11 protein-coding genes are annotated in these 16,242 nt (G+C 61.1%); 8 read left to right on the top strand and 3 right to left on the bottom strand.

The features are described 5' to 3' along the window. Position 1 precedes the first annotated feature (1 nt). Together LSG43_RS11815 and LSG43_RS11820 are read right to left on the bottom strand one after the other, a co-directional pair. Complete coding sequence (locus LSG43_RS11815) at positions 2–1,408, bottom strand: carbohydrate ABC transporter permease (RefSeq protein WP_231804335.1); 1,407 nt, start codon at positions 1,406–1,408, stop codon at positions 2–4. 12 nt (positions 1,409–1,420) lie between these two features. Continuing rightward, complete coding sequence (locus LSG43_RS11820; protein ID WP_231804337.1) at positions 1,421–2,776, bottom strand: ABC transporter substrate-binding protein; 1,356 nt, start codon at positions 2,774–2,776, stop codon at positions 1,421–1,423. 433 nt (positions 2,777–3,209) lie between these two features. Here LSG43_RS11820 and LSG43_RS11825 point away from each other — a divergent pair, with 433 nt between their 5' ends. The 6 genes from LSG43_RS11825 to LSG43_RS11850 are packed head-to-tail and all read left to right on the top strand — an operon-like array spanning position 3,210 to position 10,408. Then, positions 3,210–4,457, top strand: coding sequence for an ABC transporter substrate-binding protein (locus LSG43_RS11825; RefSeq protein ID WP_231804339.1), 1,248 nt, complete (start codon positions 3,210–3,212; stop codon positions 4,455–4,457). Positions 4,458–4,511: 54 nt separating this feature from the next. Further along, positions 4,512–5,387 (top strand): carbohydrate ABC transporter permease, encoded by an 876-nt coding sequence (locus tag LSG43_RS11830; RefSeq protein ID WP_231804341.1) that lies wholly within the window; start codon positions 4,512–4,514, stop codon positions 5,385–5,387. Beyond that, complete coding sequence (locus tag LSG43_RS11835) at positions 5,384–6,280, top strand: carbohydrate ABC transporter permease (protein WP_231804343.1); 897 nt, start codon at positions 5,384–5,386, stop codon at positions 6,278–6,280. Before LSG43_RS11830 ends, LSG43_RS11835 begins: the two co-directional genes overlap by 4 nt. A 16-nt stretch (positions 6,281–6,296) precedes the next feature. Then, positions 6,297–7,385: a LacI family DNA-binding transcriptional regulator gene (locus tag LSG43_RS11840; protein ID WP_231804345.1), complete on the top strand. Its 1,089-nt coding sequence runs from the start codon at positions 6,297–6,299 to the stop codon at positions 7,383–7,385. Then, positions 7,386–9,290, top strand: coding sequence for a glycoside hydrolase family 127 protein (locus LSG43_RS11845; RefSeq protein WP_231804347.1), 1,905 nt, complete (start codon positions 7,386–7,388; stop codon positions 9,288–9,290). A 29-nt stretch (positions 9,291–9,319) separates the two neighbouring features. Then, entirely contained in the window at positions 9,320–10,408 is a 1,089-nt protein-coding gene (locus tag LSG43_RS11850) for an ABC transporter ATP-binding protein (RefSeq protein WP_231804349.1), read from the top strand. Here the strand turns inward: LSG43_RS11850 and pglB are convergent, their stop codons facing one another. Beyond that, on the bottom strand, positions 10,409–11,737 hold the full coding sequence (gene pglB / locus LSG43_RS11855) for a polygalacturonase PglB (RefSeq protein ID WP_231804351.1): 1,329 nt from the start codon (positions 11,735–11,737) through the stop codon (positions 10,409–10,411). A 337-nt stretch (positions 11,738–12,074) separates the two neighbouring features. Between pglB and LSG43_RS11860 the strand changes: the two genes are divergently transcribed. Beyond that, positions 12,075–15,101: an alpha-mannosidase gene (locus LSG43_RS11860; RefSeq protein ID WP_231804691.1), complete on the top strand. Its 3,027-nt coding sequence runs from the start codon at positions 12,075–12,077 to the stop codon at positions 15,099–15,101. 82 nt (positions 15,102–15,183) lie between these two features. Next, the gene (locus LSG43_RS11865; RefSeq protein ID WP_231804353.1) at positions 15,184–16,233 is read left to right on the top strand and encodes a LacI family DNA-binding transcriptional regulator; all 1,050 of its coding nucleotides are present in this window, start codon (positions 15,184–15,186) and stop codon (positions 16,231–16,233) included. Positions 16,234–16,242: the final 9 nt, after the last annotated feature.

Genomic DNA, 16,242 nt, shown 5'->3' on the forward strand with positions numbered 1-16,242 from the left:
CCTAGAACTCGATCTTCGGCTTTTCGACGAGCTCGCCGAACCGGAACATGCGCAGGAAGATGATCGAAAGCACGAGCCCGACGATAACGAGCACCAGCGCCATGGCAGCGCCCTGTCCGTATTGGAGATTGCCCGTATAATTCGAAAGCGCGGTCCTGAAGGATTCGAGCGCCCACACCATGGTCGTATTGCCCGGCCCGCCATTGGTCGTAAGCCATATCTGTTCGTACGACGACAGCAGCGACATCGACTGGTAGCAGGTTACGAAAAGGATCGGCCAGCGCATCTGCGGCAGTATGATGTATCGCACCTGCTGCCAGCGACTGGCGCCATCCACCTCGCTCGCCCAAAGCTGCTGCATCGGAATGGATCTCAGCGCCCCGGAAAAAAGGATCATGCCGAAAGACGCGCCGATACAGCCATTGACCAGAATGACGATTGTCCAGGCCGTCGGCACCGACCCCTTCATATAATTGAAGGACGGCAATCCCACCAAATCGGCGAAACTCGCGACAAACCCGCCATCCCAGGTGAACCACTTCCACATGATCGCATAAAGAACGACCGGAGTGATCCGCGGCAGAAGCCAAAGGACGCTGAAGACCATTCCCGTGCCCTTGGGCAGGTAGAAGACCGTGATGGCAAGGAACAGCCCCACGAGCACATTGAACGCCAGCGTTACCGCGACATAGAAAAACGTATTGAGAACAAGACGCAAGGTTTCGGGTTGAGTGGCAAGCCGCCTGAAATTCTCGGTCGTCCAGACCCAGCCGGTGTAGCTGGCATCCAAAATCCGATCGCGCGTTCCCGGCGCGATATCGGGCGCAAGCGCCGAAATCGCATCGCTCGCTTCGGCCCGCGTCGCAAACCGGGTGTTGAGCGCCGAAACCAGGAAATGATCGGCGGCAAGTTTAAGGTCACGTGTCCGGCGCAGGTGGCTTGGCAAATCCTTGAGAGCGCGTTCAAAATCCTGTTTGCTATCGAAATCCACGCCCAGCAGATCGTCCTCGATTTCCTCGAGAAAATCCTCTTCTACCCCCGCCGCGCGCGCCGCAGCGATACTTTCCTGGTCGACAACAACGCTTTCCGTGCCCAGCGCTGCAAGGGTATCGGAATCGACACCCGACCGTTCGAGTTCGCGCAGCAAGTTTGGAGAGAGAACATAGGCGCCGCCGCTGATCCCGGTAGCACTCGTCATGTTGGTGAACGAGAATATCGTTGTTAGCACCACAGGCGCAAAAAAGAATACAAGCAGCAGCACCGCAGCCGGGCTGAGCATACCCAGACCGAGCAGGCTGACCTTCGGCCGGCCCTTGAGTGCGGCTTTTTCCAGATCCGAGGCCGGGTCGGCCGGACGCACGAGCGCGTCCGGCCTGATGCCTCCTGATGATGAGGCTGTGTCGGTCACTGTGCGTGCCTCTTAGCGAATGATGATGCCGTCGCCGAGATCGGCTTCGACCTGTGCCTGGGCCATGTTCACCGCGTCTTCGACCGACGACGTGCCGGTCCAGGCAGCTTCGAGCCCCTGATACATCGCATCCCAATAAGCGCCGAAATCGGCATTGTTCGGAATGGCGTTGGCGTGCGGCAGAAGGGCCTCTGTCGCTTCGGTGCTCCAGCGGTCGTTGGCATAAAGCGGTACACTGGCCTGGGCCTCGCCGATCGCGAGGTGCCCCGATTCAACCGCGTGCAGCGAGTTGATACGTGGCTCGGACGCAATGGTAATGAGTTCGGCGGCAATCGCCGCCTCGTCGTCCGTGCCCGTCGCCGAGATAAGATAGACGAGCGGGTGCGTGATCGTGTTCGCCCGGCCGTTCTCATTGCCGGCAGGGATGAGGGAGAACGCGATCTTGTCGAAGAAGTCGGTCAACTCGAACTGGTTTTCCCACTGCGACTTGTGCCACGTACCGCCGTGCCACATGCCGTAGCTACCGGCGGCCACGTTGCGGTGCCATTCGTCCCAGTCGCCGCCCAGGTACGTCGCGGGGACAACTCCCATTTCCGCCGCGTCGACGAAGAACTGGTACATATCGGTCAAGGCCTGGCGGTCGAAGATCAACTGGCCGCTCTCCGGATCGACCATCTCGCCGCCGAAGCTCTGGTAGAACTGCCAGTAATCCGGTCCGTTCGAAACACGCGGCGCAAAGGCCATGCCCGCTTCGACGACACCGGCATCCTGCATCGCCTCGGCGTCTTCCAGCATGTCGTAAAGCGTATACTCGCCAGCTTCGATCTGCGAAGGCAGCGCGTCGATCTCGTCTTCCGAATACCCGATCTCCGCGAGGTGTGCGCGAGACATGAAGAAGGGGCGGGATTCGGCGTCCTGCGGAATGCCCCAGATCTGTCCGTCGTAGCTCGAAACCTCGACGAGGTTGTCGTAAAGCTGGTTGAGCGGCCAAACGTCGAAGTCCACATAGTCCTCGACCGGACGCAATATTCCCGCCTGAGCCCACGGACCGATGTCCTCGTGCCCGGTAACGATAATATTCGGCGCCGTGCCCGATTCAGCGGCAAGCGTTACGGCCTGCTTGAAATCGTCCCAGCCGCTCCAGACCTGCTTCTCGACCGTGATGTTCAGCTCTTCGCCACGCACAGCAGCTTCGCGCTCGAGCAGATCCGCCGCCATCTCGATAGCGTCGACGCGGTAGTGAGAGGTATCGCCGGTCCCGCCGGACCAGACGGTGATCGTATAGTCTTCGGCCTGCGCGGCAACCGCGGTAGCCGAGAGGAGGGCGGCGGCCATCGCCACGGTAATTTTTCGCTTCATCGTAGTCATCGATTGTCAGCCCCTGAATGAGAGAAAATCAGCATTTTGCACGCGCGTGCAACGTAGTGTTAGCGGACGTATATGACGCGCATGTAACGGTCGGCGACTTTGACGGCTTTGCAAAGCGTCGCCATCCGCCCGGTCGGGAAACGCACGTAGCCAGTACGGCTAACCCCCTGATTTTACTGATGCGGGACGGATTGAGTGAGAGCGGTGCTGTAAGCGAGCGCTGATGACTTGATTCATGTCCCCCACCCCTTGAATGTCGAACGCACTTGTGTCATCGTTGTAAGGAAAAGCTTTTCCTAACCCGAAAATTCCGACCGGCAAGTGAAGTGAGGAGCGCTGCCACGGATTATCGGTCACAGCGAAGGAAAAGCTTTTCCGAAACAGAATGAGGAGGAGCCGCATCACTTTGGCTTGCGGCAAAGGGAGGACTAAAATGGGTTTGCCCAGACTTTTGAAAGCGCCCCTCGGGGCGGCCTCGGTCGTCGCGCTGATGACCTCAAGCGTATTCGCTCAGGACCTGACGATGTGGGTCCGTGAAAGCGCTGCGGATCCCGGTCAACTCATGGTCGACTTGTGGAACAGTACCCACGACGCCCAGATCGAATTGACCGCGATTCCCGACAACCAATTGGTCACCAAACTCGCGACCAGCGTGCGGGCCGGCGAGGCGCCGGATCTCATTTCGTTCGATCTGATCTACATGCCCGACTTCATGCGCGCGGGGTTTCTGACCGATCTGACCGATCAGCTTCAGAGCGATCCGAACTATGAGACGCATATTCAGGCGTACAAGGATATCGCCACATACGAGGACCGGATCTACGGCGTCGGCTTCACCCCGGACGTGTCGATCCTCGTCTGGAACAAGGAACTGTTCCGCGAAGCCGGGCTCGACCCGGAGGACCCGCCGGAAACCATTTACGAAATCCACGAGATGGCGACCCAAATCGGCGCGCTGGACGACGATACCTACGGGTTTTATTTCGCCGGCTCGTGCCCGGGCTGCAACATCTTTGTCACCTCGCCGATCATGGTCGCCGGCGGCGCGGAAATCCTGCCCCGCAACGGCGAGGATGCCGCACTTGAAGGCGAGGCCATCCATGAGGTGCTCGATCAGTACCGGCAGATGTGGGAAGAAGGCCTCATACCCGAAAGCGCGGAAGTCGACGCTGGCGAAAATTTCGTTTCCGCCTTCACCACCGGCAATATCGGCATCACCGGTTCGGGCGGCTTCCTGCTCTCGCTGATGGAACGCCAGTTCCCCGACTTCGACTATGGCGTGACCCTGCTCCCGGGCCTCGAACCCGGCCAGGTGAGCGGCTTCGTTGGCGGCGACGTCGTTGCAATCCCCGAGGGTTCTCCCAATGAAGAAACAGCCCGCGAATTCGTAAGCTGGGTGTTGAGCGACGAGGCACAACTCGAGGGTCTTGCCAAGAATTCTATCCTGACGACCCGCACAGATCTCGCTGACAACGAGTATTTCCAGGGCAATGAAAAGGTGCAGGCCACAGCGCAGGCACTGGAAGCAGGTTACGTGCCCTGGGTCTTCCACTTCGCAACCATGGTCAATTCCGATTCGAGCCCGTGGATCAACATGATTCAGCGCGCTGTCTTTGATGGCGAAGTCGAGAGCGCCATCGAGGATGCGCGCGCGAGAATGCTCGAAATCGCCAGCCAATAAGGCCTTTGGCGCACCGGCGCTCCCGCCGGTGCGCCTTAATTGGGACAACCAGCCATGCTCGCCACCAACAACAGACTCGTCGGCTTTCTCTATCTGACGCCCGCGCTCTTGTTCGTCGCGGTGTTCGTCTTCTATCCATTGAGCCAGCTCATCTACATCTCGATGACGAGCGAGTCGCTCTTGGGTGGCGGGCAGTTCGTCTGGTTCGACAATTACATCCAGGCCTTCACCGACAGGGATTTCTGGCGCTCGTTCTGGTTCACCGTCCAGTACACGGTAATCATCACGCCGATCCTGATCGGGCTGGGTTTTCTGCTCGCTCTGCTCGTTGCGGAGAACAGGCCGCTGGTGCAATTCACGCGCGGCGTTATCTTTCTGCCGGTCGTGATCGGTCTGGCGAGTTCCAGCCTGCTGTGGGTATGGCTTTTCGACCAACAGGTCGGGCTTTTGAACAAGCTTCTAGTCGATATCGGCGCGCTCGACGCGCCGATGGTCTGGTTCAACCGCGCGCATCTCGGGCTATTCGCGGTGATCGTCTCGGTCGTCTGGAAAATCGTCGGCTTCGGCATGATCATCATGCTCGCCGGCATGCAAACCATCGGCCAGGACATCGTCGAAGCCTCGATGATCGATGGCGCGAGCTACTGGCAGCGGGTGCGCCGCATCATCGTCCCCCTAAGCTCGCGTTCGATCCTTCTGGCCACACTCATTAGCGCCATCGGCTCGATGCTCGCTTTCGATCAGTTCTACCTGATGACCGGCGGCGCACCGCGCGGACAGACCTTCACGTCGGTCTATTGGATTTACCAGAACTCGTTCGTCTACTTCAAACTGGGCTATGGCAGTGCGCTTTCGATCATCCTGATGGTTGTCATCATGTGCGGTGCCGCCCTGCAGATCGCCATTCAACGCCGGGGTGAAGCCCAATGACCGACATCGTTTCCGCACCAGATGTTACCACTGGCGGTATTGTCGAAGCCCGGCAGGTGGGGGAAACGGGAGCCCGACGCTACCTGGTGGGTGCGATCTGTATCTTCATGATAACGATCATGCTCACCCCGCTGGTCCTGTCGTTCCTTGCCTCGGTCAAGACCCCCGAGGCGGCGAGCGCCGTTCCGCCGACCTATTTCCCGAATGCGCTCAGCCTTGAGAACTATCTCACCGTCGCCACCTACCAGGCAGGTCTTTGGACATACGTTTCCAACAGCTTGATCGTCGCCTTCCTGACGATCGCGCTCTGCCTCGGGCTGGCGGTTCCCGCGGGATATGCGCTTGCCCGCTACCGCATACCGTTCAAGGAGCTCTTTTTCCTCCTTTTGCTCGCGAGCATGATGATCCCCTACCAGGCGATGCTCACCCCGCTTTACCTGCTCTTTTCCGAGCTGCGGCTGACCAACAACCACCTCGGTCTCGCGATTATCCACACGATCCTGCAGCTTCCTTTCTCGGTCTACCTGATGCGCAACAGCTTCGAAGGCATTCCCAAGGAACTTGAAGAGGCAGCCGTAATGGACGGGTGCTCATCGCTCCAGATATTGCGTCGTGTGTTCTTGCCGCTGGTCTTGCCCGGCATGGTTACCGTCGCTCTCTTTGCCTTCATCATGAGCTGGAACGAGTTCATCGCTGCTCTCGTCTTCATGAGCCGCGAAACCAGCTTCACGGTTCCCGTCATGCTCACCGGCGTTTCAACCGGCATTTTCGGCGTCGTCGACTGGGGTGCGCTGCAGGCTGGCGTCATCGTTTCGATCATTCCGTGCGTGCTGATCTACATCTTGTTGCAGCGTTACTACGTTTCCGGTCTGCTCTCGGGCGCAGTGAAATAGCGGATCGGAAGCACCCATGAGCAAGACCGAACAAGGCCGACCACCCGGCACAACAACCGAACGGACAGGCCACAAAGCGCCGACGATCCGCGACGTCGCGCGCGAAGCCGGCGTCAGCATCGGCACGGTCTCCAAGGCCCTCAATGGCGCCGGCGCCCTCAAGGCGGAAACCCGCGAGCGCGTCATAGGCATCGCCCGTAAAATGGGGTTCCGGCCCAACGACCTCGCCCAATCGCTGCACCGTGGCCAGAGCTTCACCGTTGGGCTTATCTCCAATGACAGCTTCGGCCGTTTCACTATGCCGATCATGGAAGGGCTCGAACGCGAGCTCGCCGCCGAACGCATCGCGGTCTTCATGTCCAACGCCACCGACGACCCCGAGCGCGAGCGCCAGCACATCGACCAACTGATGGGCAAACGTGTCGACGGCCTGGTCTTCACCGCCCGTCGCGCCGACCGGCGGCCCAGTCTGACCACCAACGTCGGGGACTTACCCCGGCTCTACGTCTTTTCCCAGAGTGACGACCCCGACTCGTTTTGCCTGCTCCCTGACGACGAGGGCGGCGCCCGGCTCGCGACCGAACACCTGATCGGTCTCGGCTGCCGACGCGTCGCCCACGTCACCGGCCCCGAGCACTTCGAGGCCGTCCGGCTGCGCCTAAAAGGCTATCACGACGCACTCGACGCCGCGGGCCTTGATCCCGATCCGTCCCGTATCATCAAGGGTGTCTGGTCCGAACAGTGGGGTCGCGAGGCTATCGGCATACTGTTTGCGGACCCGACGACCGCACCCGACGGCATCGTGTGCGGCAACGACCAGATCGGCCGCGGGGTTCTCGAAGCGCTACGCGACCTCAAGATCCCGGTTCCCGGCAGCGTGCGCGTTGTGGGCTTCGACAACTGGGACGTCATGACCGAAGCGGCCCGCCCTCGGCTCACCAGCATCGACATGAATCTTTACGACCTCGGCCGCGAGGCCGGCCGCAGGATCATCCGCATGATCGGCGGGGAAACCTTTAAGGGCGTGCTGCGGCTCCCGTGCACGCTTGTCGTGCGCGAAAGCTGCGGCGGCACACCGAATGAACACAAAGGGCAGGAGACATAAATGCGCAAATACGCACCGGCGGATTTCACCAAGGTCGATCTTACCGGCAACTTCTGGCGCGAACGGCTGGAAACCGTCCTAACGCGCACTATCCCCAGCCAGTATGAAAAGCTCGGCAGTGAGGGGATTCTCGAATCTCTCGAACTCAAGGACCCGCCGCCGCCCCTACGTATCCCGCGCAATCACATGGGCTTCACCACCCAGTTCTTCTGGGACTCCGACATCGGCAAATGGATCGAAGCGGCAGCCTACGCGCTGTCGCACCGCCGTGACGCCACCATCGAAGCCCAGATCGACGAGATTGTCGACAAGCTCGAAGCCGGCCAATGCGAAGACGGTTATCTCAACTTCTGGTATGTCGGCCACGAATTCGACAAGCGCTGGACCAATCTGCGCGACCGTCACGAGCTCTATAATTGTGGCCACCTGCTCGAAGGCGCCATCGCCTATTTCCAGGCGACCGGACGGCGCAAAATGCTCGATGTGATGGAACGCTATCTCGACCACATCCGCGCAACCTTCGGCACTGAGACAGGCAAAAGACGCGGCTATCCCGGCCACCAGGAAATCGAGATCGCACTGGTCAAGCTCTACCATCTGACAGGCGAGAAAAAGCACCTCGACCTCGCCGCCTACTTCATCGACGAACGCGGCCGGCAACCGCATTATTTCGATATCGAAGCCGTTGAACGCGGCGACGATCCCAACGCCTATGTATTTGGGACGCATGAATACAGCCAGTCGCACCTTCCTGTGCGCGAGCAGACCAAAGTCGTCGGTCACGCCGTTCGCGCGATGTACATGTATGCCGCCATGGCCGATCTCGCCGCCGACCTGGATGATGATCAGCTCAGGAAAGCCTGCGAAACCCTCTGGAAGGACGTTACGACCACCCGAATGTACGTCACCGGCGGCTTCGGCCCGTCTGCCTCCAATGAAGGCTTCACCACCGATTACGACCTGCCCAACGACACCGCCTATGCCGAGACGTGCGCCTCGGTCGCGATGATCTTCTGGGCCCAGCGCATGCTCAATATCGACCTCGACGGCCAGTATGGCGATATGCTCGAACTGGCTCTGTTCAACGGCGCCCTCTCAGGATTGAGCCGAGACGGCGAGCACTATTTCTACGAAAACAAGCTCGAAAGCGACGGTTCGCACCGGCGCTGGGAATGGCACCCCTGCCCGTGCTGCACAATGAACGTCTCGCGCCTCGTTGCCTCGGTCGGTGGCTATTTCTATTCCACGGGACAGGACCTCATCGCAGTCCATCTTTATGGCGGCAATCACGCCGAACTCGACGTAAGCGGCCGCAAGGTCGCACTGACTGAAACGAGCAACTTCCCCTGGTCAGGTAAAATCAACCTCTCCGTCGATCCCGAGACCCCGGGCCGGTTCACGGTCAAACTCAGAATTCCCGAATGGGCAAAGGGTGCAACGGCTTCGATCAACGGTGAGGTGGTCGACATCGCAGCCAATCTCGACAAGGGCTACCTCGCGATCACGCGCGAATGGGCGAAAGGCGACGTCATCACACTCGATCTCCCAATGGCGCCCGAGCGTATCTATGCCAACCCCAAGGTACGCATGGACCTCGACCGCGTCACACTGCGGCGTGGCCCACTCGTCTATTGCCTTGAGCAGGTCGACAATCCCGATACCCCCGTCGCTCAACTCACCTTGCCCCGCAACGCGGCGGTGTCGGTTGAAGATCGTCTCGATCTCTTCGACGGCATCGTGGTGCTCAAGGCGGAAGGTAAAGCCACGAGAACCGAGGACTGGGCGGAAACCCTCTATCGCACTGCACCACCCCAGGAGAGTGCCACGACACTGACGGCCGTCCCCTATTACCTCTGGGCCAACCGTGAGCCTGGCCCCATGACGGTCTGGATCCGCGAACACTAGACCGTACGACAGCTGGAGGAGGCTTTCCCATGCCGCATGTCGAACTCAAATCGCTCAAGAAGAACTTCGGCCTCGTCGAAGTGATCAAGGACCTCAGCCTCGATATCGAGGCGGGAGAATTCTGCGCCCTCCTCGGCCCCTCGGGCTGCGGAAAATCGACGCTCCTGCGCATGATCGCCGGGCTCGAAAGCGTTACGGCGGGAAAGGTTATCATCAACGGCAATGACGTGACCCAAGTCCCGCCGGCCAAGCGACGCATCTCGATGGTGTTCCAGTCCTACGCGCTCTACCCCCACATGAGCGTACGCCAGAACATCGGTTTCAGCCTCGACATCGCGGGCGAGCGTAAAGACGCGATCGCGGAAAAATCGGACAAGGTCGCACGCCTCCTCCAGCTTGAAGACTACATGGACCGAAAGCCCGCCCAGCTTTCAGGCGGCCAGCGACAGCGCGTCGCCATCGGCCGCGCGCTTGTTCGCGACCCGGAAGTCTTTCTCTTCGACGAGCCGCTCTCGAACCTCGATGCCAAACTGCGCGTCCAGATGCGCCTCGAACTCGCCAAACTCCACCAGGAATTGGCGACGACGATGGTCTACGTCACCCATGACCAGATCGAAGCGATGACCTTGGCCGACCGGATCGTAGTGCTCGACCAGGGCCGCATCGCACAGGTCGGCGGCCCGCTCGATCTCTACCATCGCCCGGAAAACAAGTTCGTTGCATCCTTCATCGGCTCGCCTGCGATGAATTTTGCCCCGGTCCGCGCGGATTTCCCATCCGAGCGCCAGGCCATGATCACCTTCACCGGCAGCAACGCGGCAATCGCATTGCAGACCCGCGGCCCTGTACCATCGAGATCCGGTGACGATTTCGAGATCGGCATCCGCCCCGAGCACATTGCCCCGTCCGAGCCGGGCGGTCCGAACGCCCACTTGGGCGGCCGAATCAGCATGCTCGAGCGTCTGGGCAATGCCACGATCCTCTATGTTGATACGGCGGCAGGCGCGATGGTCGTTGAAGACGACAGTGAATCGGCGGCCCGCATCGGTGACAATGTCGGACTGCGCCTCGACACCGCCCGAACGCACCTATTCGACCCCGGGGGGCTGGCGGTTTAACTACTCTCGTACGACGCGTTTCGAATTCCATTGGCGCGGCAGGATGTCGGGGCGTTCGACAACCACGTCCTCTTCCTCCACATCGGCGACGTTCTTGAGAAAAACACCCGGCATGCCGCCTGGATAGGGCACGAGCCCCACCACCCTGCCGCCAGCGTCCTTCACCCAGGCATTGGCGCGCCCCGAACCATCGGGAGGCGGTGCAAGATCCGCCGCTGTCGGTCTGAGATCGTAGCGGAGGGCTGTGCCATACGGACCGGGCCTCTGGGCGAGAAAGATGCGGCGCAATTGCGCACCGCAAATCCGCCCGGGGGCGTGTGCCACAAAATTGATAGCCCCCGCCATACTGCCAGAAATGTCCTCCGCGACGAGTCCACTGACCGAACCCGCTGGCCGGTCCGGCCTCCTGTCGACTACCGTCACCGTCAGGGCCTCACCCGAACCCCAAAAACCGTCCGGCGTTTCCTCGCAATCGAGCACAATGCGCGAGAACCGAACATTGGTGACATCCCCACCATCGCGGGAGAAAACACCCAGGCCGCGGTTCGACGCCACGATCTCGCAATCCTCAAAAACGATGTCCGAAACCGGCGAATGCGTCTCGGTCCCGATCTTGAGCGCGCACGACCGGCTTTCGATCAGGCACTTGACGACGCGCACCCGCCGACACGGCCCGATCGGCACGCCATCGGGCCCGGCCGTTGTCTTGAGCACGATCCCGTCATCCGCCGTGCGGATTTCCATGTGCTCGATGAGTACATCCTCGCACGAATCCACCACAAAACCGTCCGTATTGGGCATGCGCCTATCGTTATCGACCCGCACGCCACGGGCCGTGAGGTTCCGGCAAGCGATGGCATGGATGGTCCACATGGGCGAAGCACGTACGCTGAACCCTTCAAGCCTCACGTCAGTGCACTCATCGAGAACAATGACGCGGGGCCGCAGGCGCGCCGGCGTCCAGGTCCCCATCACCGGATCGTCGCCAGCGATGAACGACGCGCCGCCCGCCTCGATCGTCCCCATCCCGGTAATCGCGATCCCCCGCGCGCCCCGCGCGACGATCATCGCGCGATCGCTGTCTTCGGCGATCACGCGTACGGTCGTTTCAAGATAGGCGTCGTAATCCGGTTCCGGCAGCAACACCGCTCCAAGTGCGAGGTGCAGATCGACATGCGACCGCAGAACAAGCCCACGGCACCGGTGGACCCCGGCCTCCAGTACCACCCTGCCGCCGCCGGCGGCATGCGCCTCATCGATTGCCGCCTGCACCCGCCCGGTCGCGTCCGCGGCATCGGCCACGACGGGAAAATCTGCAATCCTGGTCACACCTTATCTCACGAAATTATTTTCGGAATCGCACGAATAACACCGGAGCCACAAATCATGCGGAGCGGAAACTATCTCTGATTATGCTGAAATTCGGCAGTTGAGAAGACGGATTCTCGATAGTAATGTCGTTGGGGCCAGACGAAAGTAGATGAAAATATTTCAAGGCCAAGGTATGACCGACGGAGGGGGGTACGTTCCCGGCGCACACGTCTCTAACCTCGGCACCCAACCCAGCAATGGACGCCTTATGCACAGACTCGCGAAAATCGACCACCTCCTTGGCACGCTTTCAAGCCGCGTTTTCCGACCGCTGGGTACCGAAGTGCCATTGAGAGTGCGATTCGGTGGACACGAGAGCCGTGCGCAAATCCTCGGCGAGCCGCGCGATACCTGGGATGACGTCGATAGTGATCTCGTTTGGGGCGAACCCGGCAGCTACACGTGGTTCGCAGGTTGTACCGAAATCCCCCGGTCCGCTGTCGGCGAGCGCATCGCCATGCGGGTCGAAGCCCAGTTCGGCTACGTGATGGGTCGGTCCGACCCGCAATGTCTCGTGCGGGTCAACGGACAGATTGCGCAAGGCGTCGACGGCAACCACCGCGAAGTCCTCCTGACCGAACGCGCCGTGGCCGGAGAGCACTTCGATATCCTGATCGAGGCCGGCACCATCGAGGATCGGCGCCAGCTGGGATTTGCCGTCTCACTCCATATCCATGACACGCAAACCGAGAAGGTCTACTACGACCTCCGCGTCCCCGTAGACGTCGCGCGCCTACTGCCCGAAGACGACGCCCGCCGCCACCTGATCCTCACCCATGTAAACGCCGCGCTCGCCGAAATCGACTTCCGCCCCGGTGATCCTGGCCGTTACCGCGCAAGCCTCAATCGTGCCGAGCGCATCGCCGCGCAGATCTATGACGCCGCGGATTTCGAGAAAAAACCCACGATCATCGCCACCGGCCATACCCATATCGACGTCGCGTGGCTCTGGCGGCTGCGCGAGACCCGCCAGAAGATGGCACGCTCGATGGCGACAGCGCTCAAGCTGATGGAGGAGTATCCCGACTACCGCTTCATGTATAATCAGGGCGTACTGCTCGACTGGCTCAACGAGGACTACCCCGAACTCTTCGCCCGCATAAAGGACCGCAAGACCGAGGGCCGTTTCGAGATCGAAGGGGCGCTTTGGCTCGAACCGGATGCCAATATTACAAGTGGCGAATCCTTCGTCCGCCACATCCTTCACGGCGTCCACTACCACGAAGAGACCTTCGGCGTCCGCCCGCGCATCGTCTGGTTACCCGACACCTTCGGTTACACAGCCGCGTTGCCGCAACTGATGGCGCTCGCCGGGCTCGACGTCTTCGTCACCCACAAGCTTTCCTGGAACGACACCAACCGGATGCCCTACGAGACCTTCTTCTGGCAGGGCATCGACGGCACGCGCGTGCCCGCCTACTTCCTCACGACCCAGCCGTACACGTCCACATCCATCGGCACGACCTATAACCCCGATCTGAAACCTACCCACGTCATGGGGACCTGGAAACGCTACGGCCAGCAGGCACTCAACGACGAATTGTTCCTCGTTTATGGCCATGGCGACGGCGGCGGCGGCCCCACGCGCGAAATGCTTGAAAACGTCCGCCGGATGGAACGCGGCATTCCGGGTTGCCCGAAGGTGAAGCACGAACCCATGCGACCGTTCTTCGACCGGCTGCTGAAAAAGATGCATGCCGATCCGGCAAGCTTTCCGACATGGGTCGGCGAACTCTATCTCGAATTCCACCGCGGCACCCTCACGTCAGTCGCCAAAAACAAACGCAACAACCGTCTCGCCGAAAACGCCCTGCGTGAAATTGAGGCCCTTGCGGTACTCGCGATGACAGCCCGCGATCACCCGTACCCGGCCGAGCGCCTGCACAAGCTCTGGCGCATCGCACTCCTCAATCAGTTTCACGACATCCTGCCCGGTTCATCGATCGGCGGCGTCTATGAAGACAGTGACCGCGATTACGCCGCGTTCTTCACCGAGGCCGATACGCTGTTGGCCGAACTGGCCGGCACCCTCGCGCCCGAGGGCGAATACGTGCTCTTCAATGTCCTTCCCCGACGGCGCAACGGACTCGTGACGTTTCCCGGCGCCGATCCCCAGACCATCGTCGACGGCGGCACCTCGATACCGACCCAGACCATCCATCGCCCAGACGGAACGGTTGAGCAGGCAGCGCCGCTTGTCGATGTACCAGCCACAGGCATACGCAACGTCAGCGTTAAGCCCAGCGGACAGAGGGCCACTTCCACCTCAACCGAGTTCTCCATCTCCAAGCGCCACATCGAAAACGCAATTCTTGCCGTAGCGCTCGACGAGGGAGGGCGCATCGCCTCCGTTCACGACAAGCGCAACGGCCGCGATCTGATCCTCCCCGGCCAGCCCGCCAACCGCCTGCAAGCCTTCCGCGACATGCCCGTCGCCTACGACGCCTGGGAGATTGATCCCGATTTCGAAGATCAATCCTGGGAGATCGACGACCTGGCTTCCGCACAAGTCGTCGAAACTGGCCCCCACCGCGCTGCGGTCCGCCTCGAATGGCGCTACGAGCGCTCGCGCATCGTCCAGATCGTCGCCCTCGAGGCCGGTTCTGCGCGGCTTGATTTCGACACATGGATCGACTGGCATGAAGAGCACACGCTCCTCAAGACAGCCTTCCCGCTCAATATCAAGGCCGATAGGGCAACCGCCGAGATCCAGTTCGGCCACGTCGAGCGCCCCACCTACCGCAACACGTCCTGGGACCGCGCACGCTTTGAGTGTGCGATGCACCGCTGGGTAGACCTGTCAGAACCCGATTTCGGCGCCGCGCTTTTGAACGACTGCAAGTATGGCTACGACGCCAGGGACACGACGCTCCGGCTGACGATCCTGCGCGCGCCCACCGACCCGTGGCCCGAGGCGGACCGGGACCAACACCGTTTCCGCTATGGCCTCTTCGTCCATCACGGCACGTTTGCCGCCGAAGGCGTACCGGCCGAAGCCGAAGCCTTCAACCTGCCGCTGCGCCTACTCCCCGGCGCGGTCGGCGGAGCCCGCGCCACCGCAGAACTCCTTTCACTGAGCGGTCACGGAGTTACGGTCGAAAGCATCAAGCGCGCGGAAGATGGCGACGGCATTGTCCTGCGAATCTGGGAAACGCGCGGATACCACACCGAGACAGGGTTCGACCTTCCACCCGAATTCGACACTGCGCAGGAGGTGGACCTTCTCGAACGCGAGCCACGCCCCCTGCCAGTCGCCGGCCAACGCGTGACCTTGGGTCTGGCACCATTCCAGATTCGCACGATCCGATTGGGGAGAAGCTGAAACACCGATGACGCCAACCCGCTTCGCCTATACCGTCGTTGAACGCTCCAGTCGCGCCCCGTCCGCCTGAGGAGCTGGATAGATGCGCATGCCGCCACGCAAGAAGGTAGGAATCAAGGACGTATCGCGCGAGGCGCAGGTCGCGATCTCGACGGTGTCGCACGTTCTTAACGGCACAGCACCGATTTCCGCCGAGGTCCGCACGCGTGTGCTGGATGCCGCCCGCCGGCTTGGCTATCTCGCTGAGCGCCAGACCAAGGCGACGATCACAGCGCTCCACACCGTATTGCTAGCCGTCCCCGACGACGCGCTGCCGGAAAACGAGATCAACCTCTTTTCCTGGACCGTTCTTAACGCCCTCACCCGGGAGTGCGAACGCCGGGGCGTCCGTCTCGTCCCACTGGCGGGCGGCGGACCGCTGACAGCAAAGAGGATCGTCGAAGCCGCAATGGAAGCCTCCGCTGACGGCATCTTACTGATCAACGACGACCGGCGCGAGTTGCTCCACGGCATTTCCAACGCCGGCCTCCTTACGGTTCTGATCAACGGCGAAGACCAGGAAATGAAGGTCGACAGTGTCGCGCCGGGTAATCGTTTCGCCGCTCAGATGGCCACCGACTGGCTGATATCGCGCGGCCACCGCGAAATCCTGCACCTGACCTGGGAGGGCCGCACCACGATCACCCGGCGCCAGGACGGCTTCATCGATGCATTCAGGGCCAACAACATCCCGCGTTCCGGCGCCCACGTCCTTCAGGCGGCCGGATACGAGCCCAAAATGGGCGAAGACGCGATAGCGGCCTGGCTTAAAGACAATGACGGTCCCGGCGACGTCACCGCGATCTTCTGTGCTGCCGATAACCTGGCACTGGGTGCGATGCGGGCCTTGACGGCTGCGGGGCTCGACATCCCCGGAGATATCTCCGTCATGGGTTTTGACGGGGTGGCCTTAGGCGAACTCGTCAGCCCCGCACTGACGACCGTCGATGTACCACTCAACCAGATGGGCCCCGAAGCGCTTCACCTGCTCGAACGGCGTGTACTTGCCAATGACAGCGAACGCGCCGCACAGCGCCTCGAACTCGGCTGCAAGCTCGTCATCCGCCAAAGTGTCGCCGCCCCACGCACATAGCGCGCCAGT

Source organism: Pelagibacterium xiamenense, from assembly GCF_021166475.1.
Lineage (GTDB): Bacteria > Pseudomonadota > Alphaproteobacteria > Rhizobiales > Devosiaceae > Pelagibacterium > Pelagibacterium xiamenense.

Coding starts and splice junctions, on each gene's coding strand:
- LSG43_RS11825 (WP_231804339.1), top strand. CDS start 3,210: ATGGGTTTGCCCAGACTTTTGAAAGCGCCCCTCGGGGCGGCCTCGGTC.
- LSG43_RS11830 (WP_231804341.1), top strand. CDS start 4,512: ATGCTCGCCACCAACAACAGACTCGTCGGCTTTCTCTATCTGACGCCC.
- LSG43_RS11865 (WP_231804353.1), top strand. CDS start 15,184: ATGCGCATGCCGCCACGCAAGAAGGTAGGAATCAAGGACGTATCGCGC.
- LSG43_RS11820 (WP_231804337.1), bottom strand. CDS start 2,776: ATGACTACGATGAAGCGAAAAATTACCGTGGCGATGGCCGCCGCCCTC.
- LSG43_RS11845 (WP_231804347.1), top strand. CDS start 7,386: ATGCGCAAATACGCACCGGCGGATTTCACCAAGGTCGATCTTACCGGC.
- LSG43_RS11840 (WP_231804345.1), top strand. CDS start 6,297: ATGAGCAAGACCGAACAAGGCCGACCACCCGGCACAACAACCGAACGG.
- LSG43_RS11835 (WP_231804343.1), top strand. CDS start 5,384: ATGACCGACATCGTTTCCGCACCAGATGTTACCACTGGCGGTATTGTC.
- LSG43_RS11850 (WP_231804349.1), top strand. CDS start 9,320: ATGCCGCATGTCGAACTCAAATCGCTCAAGAAGAACTTCGGCCTCGTC.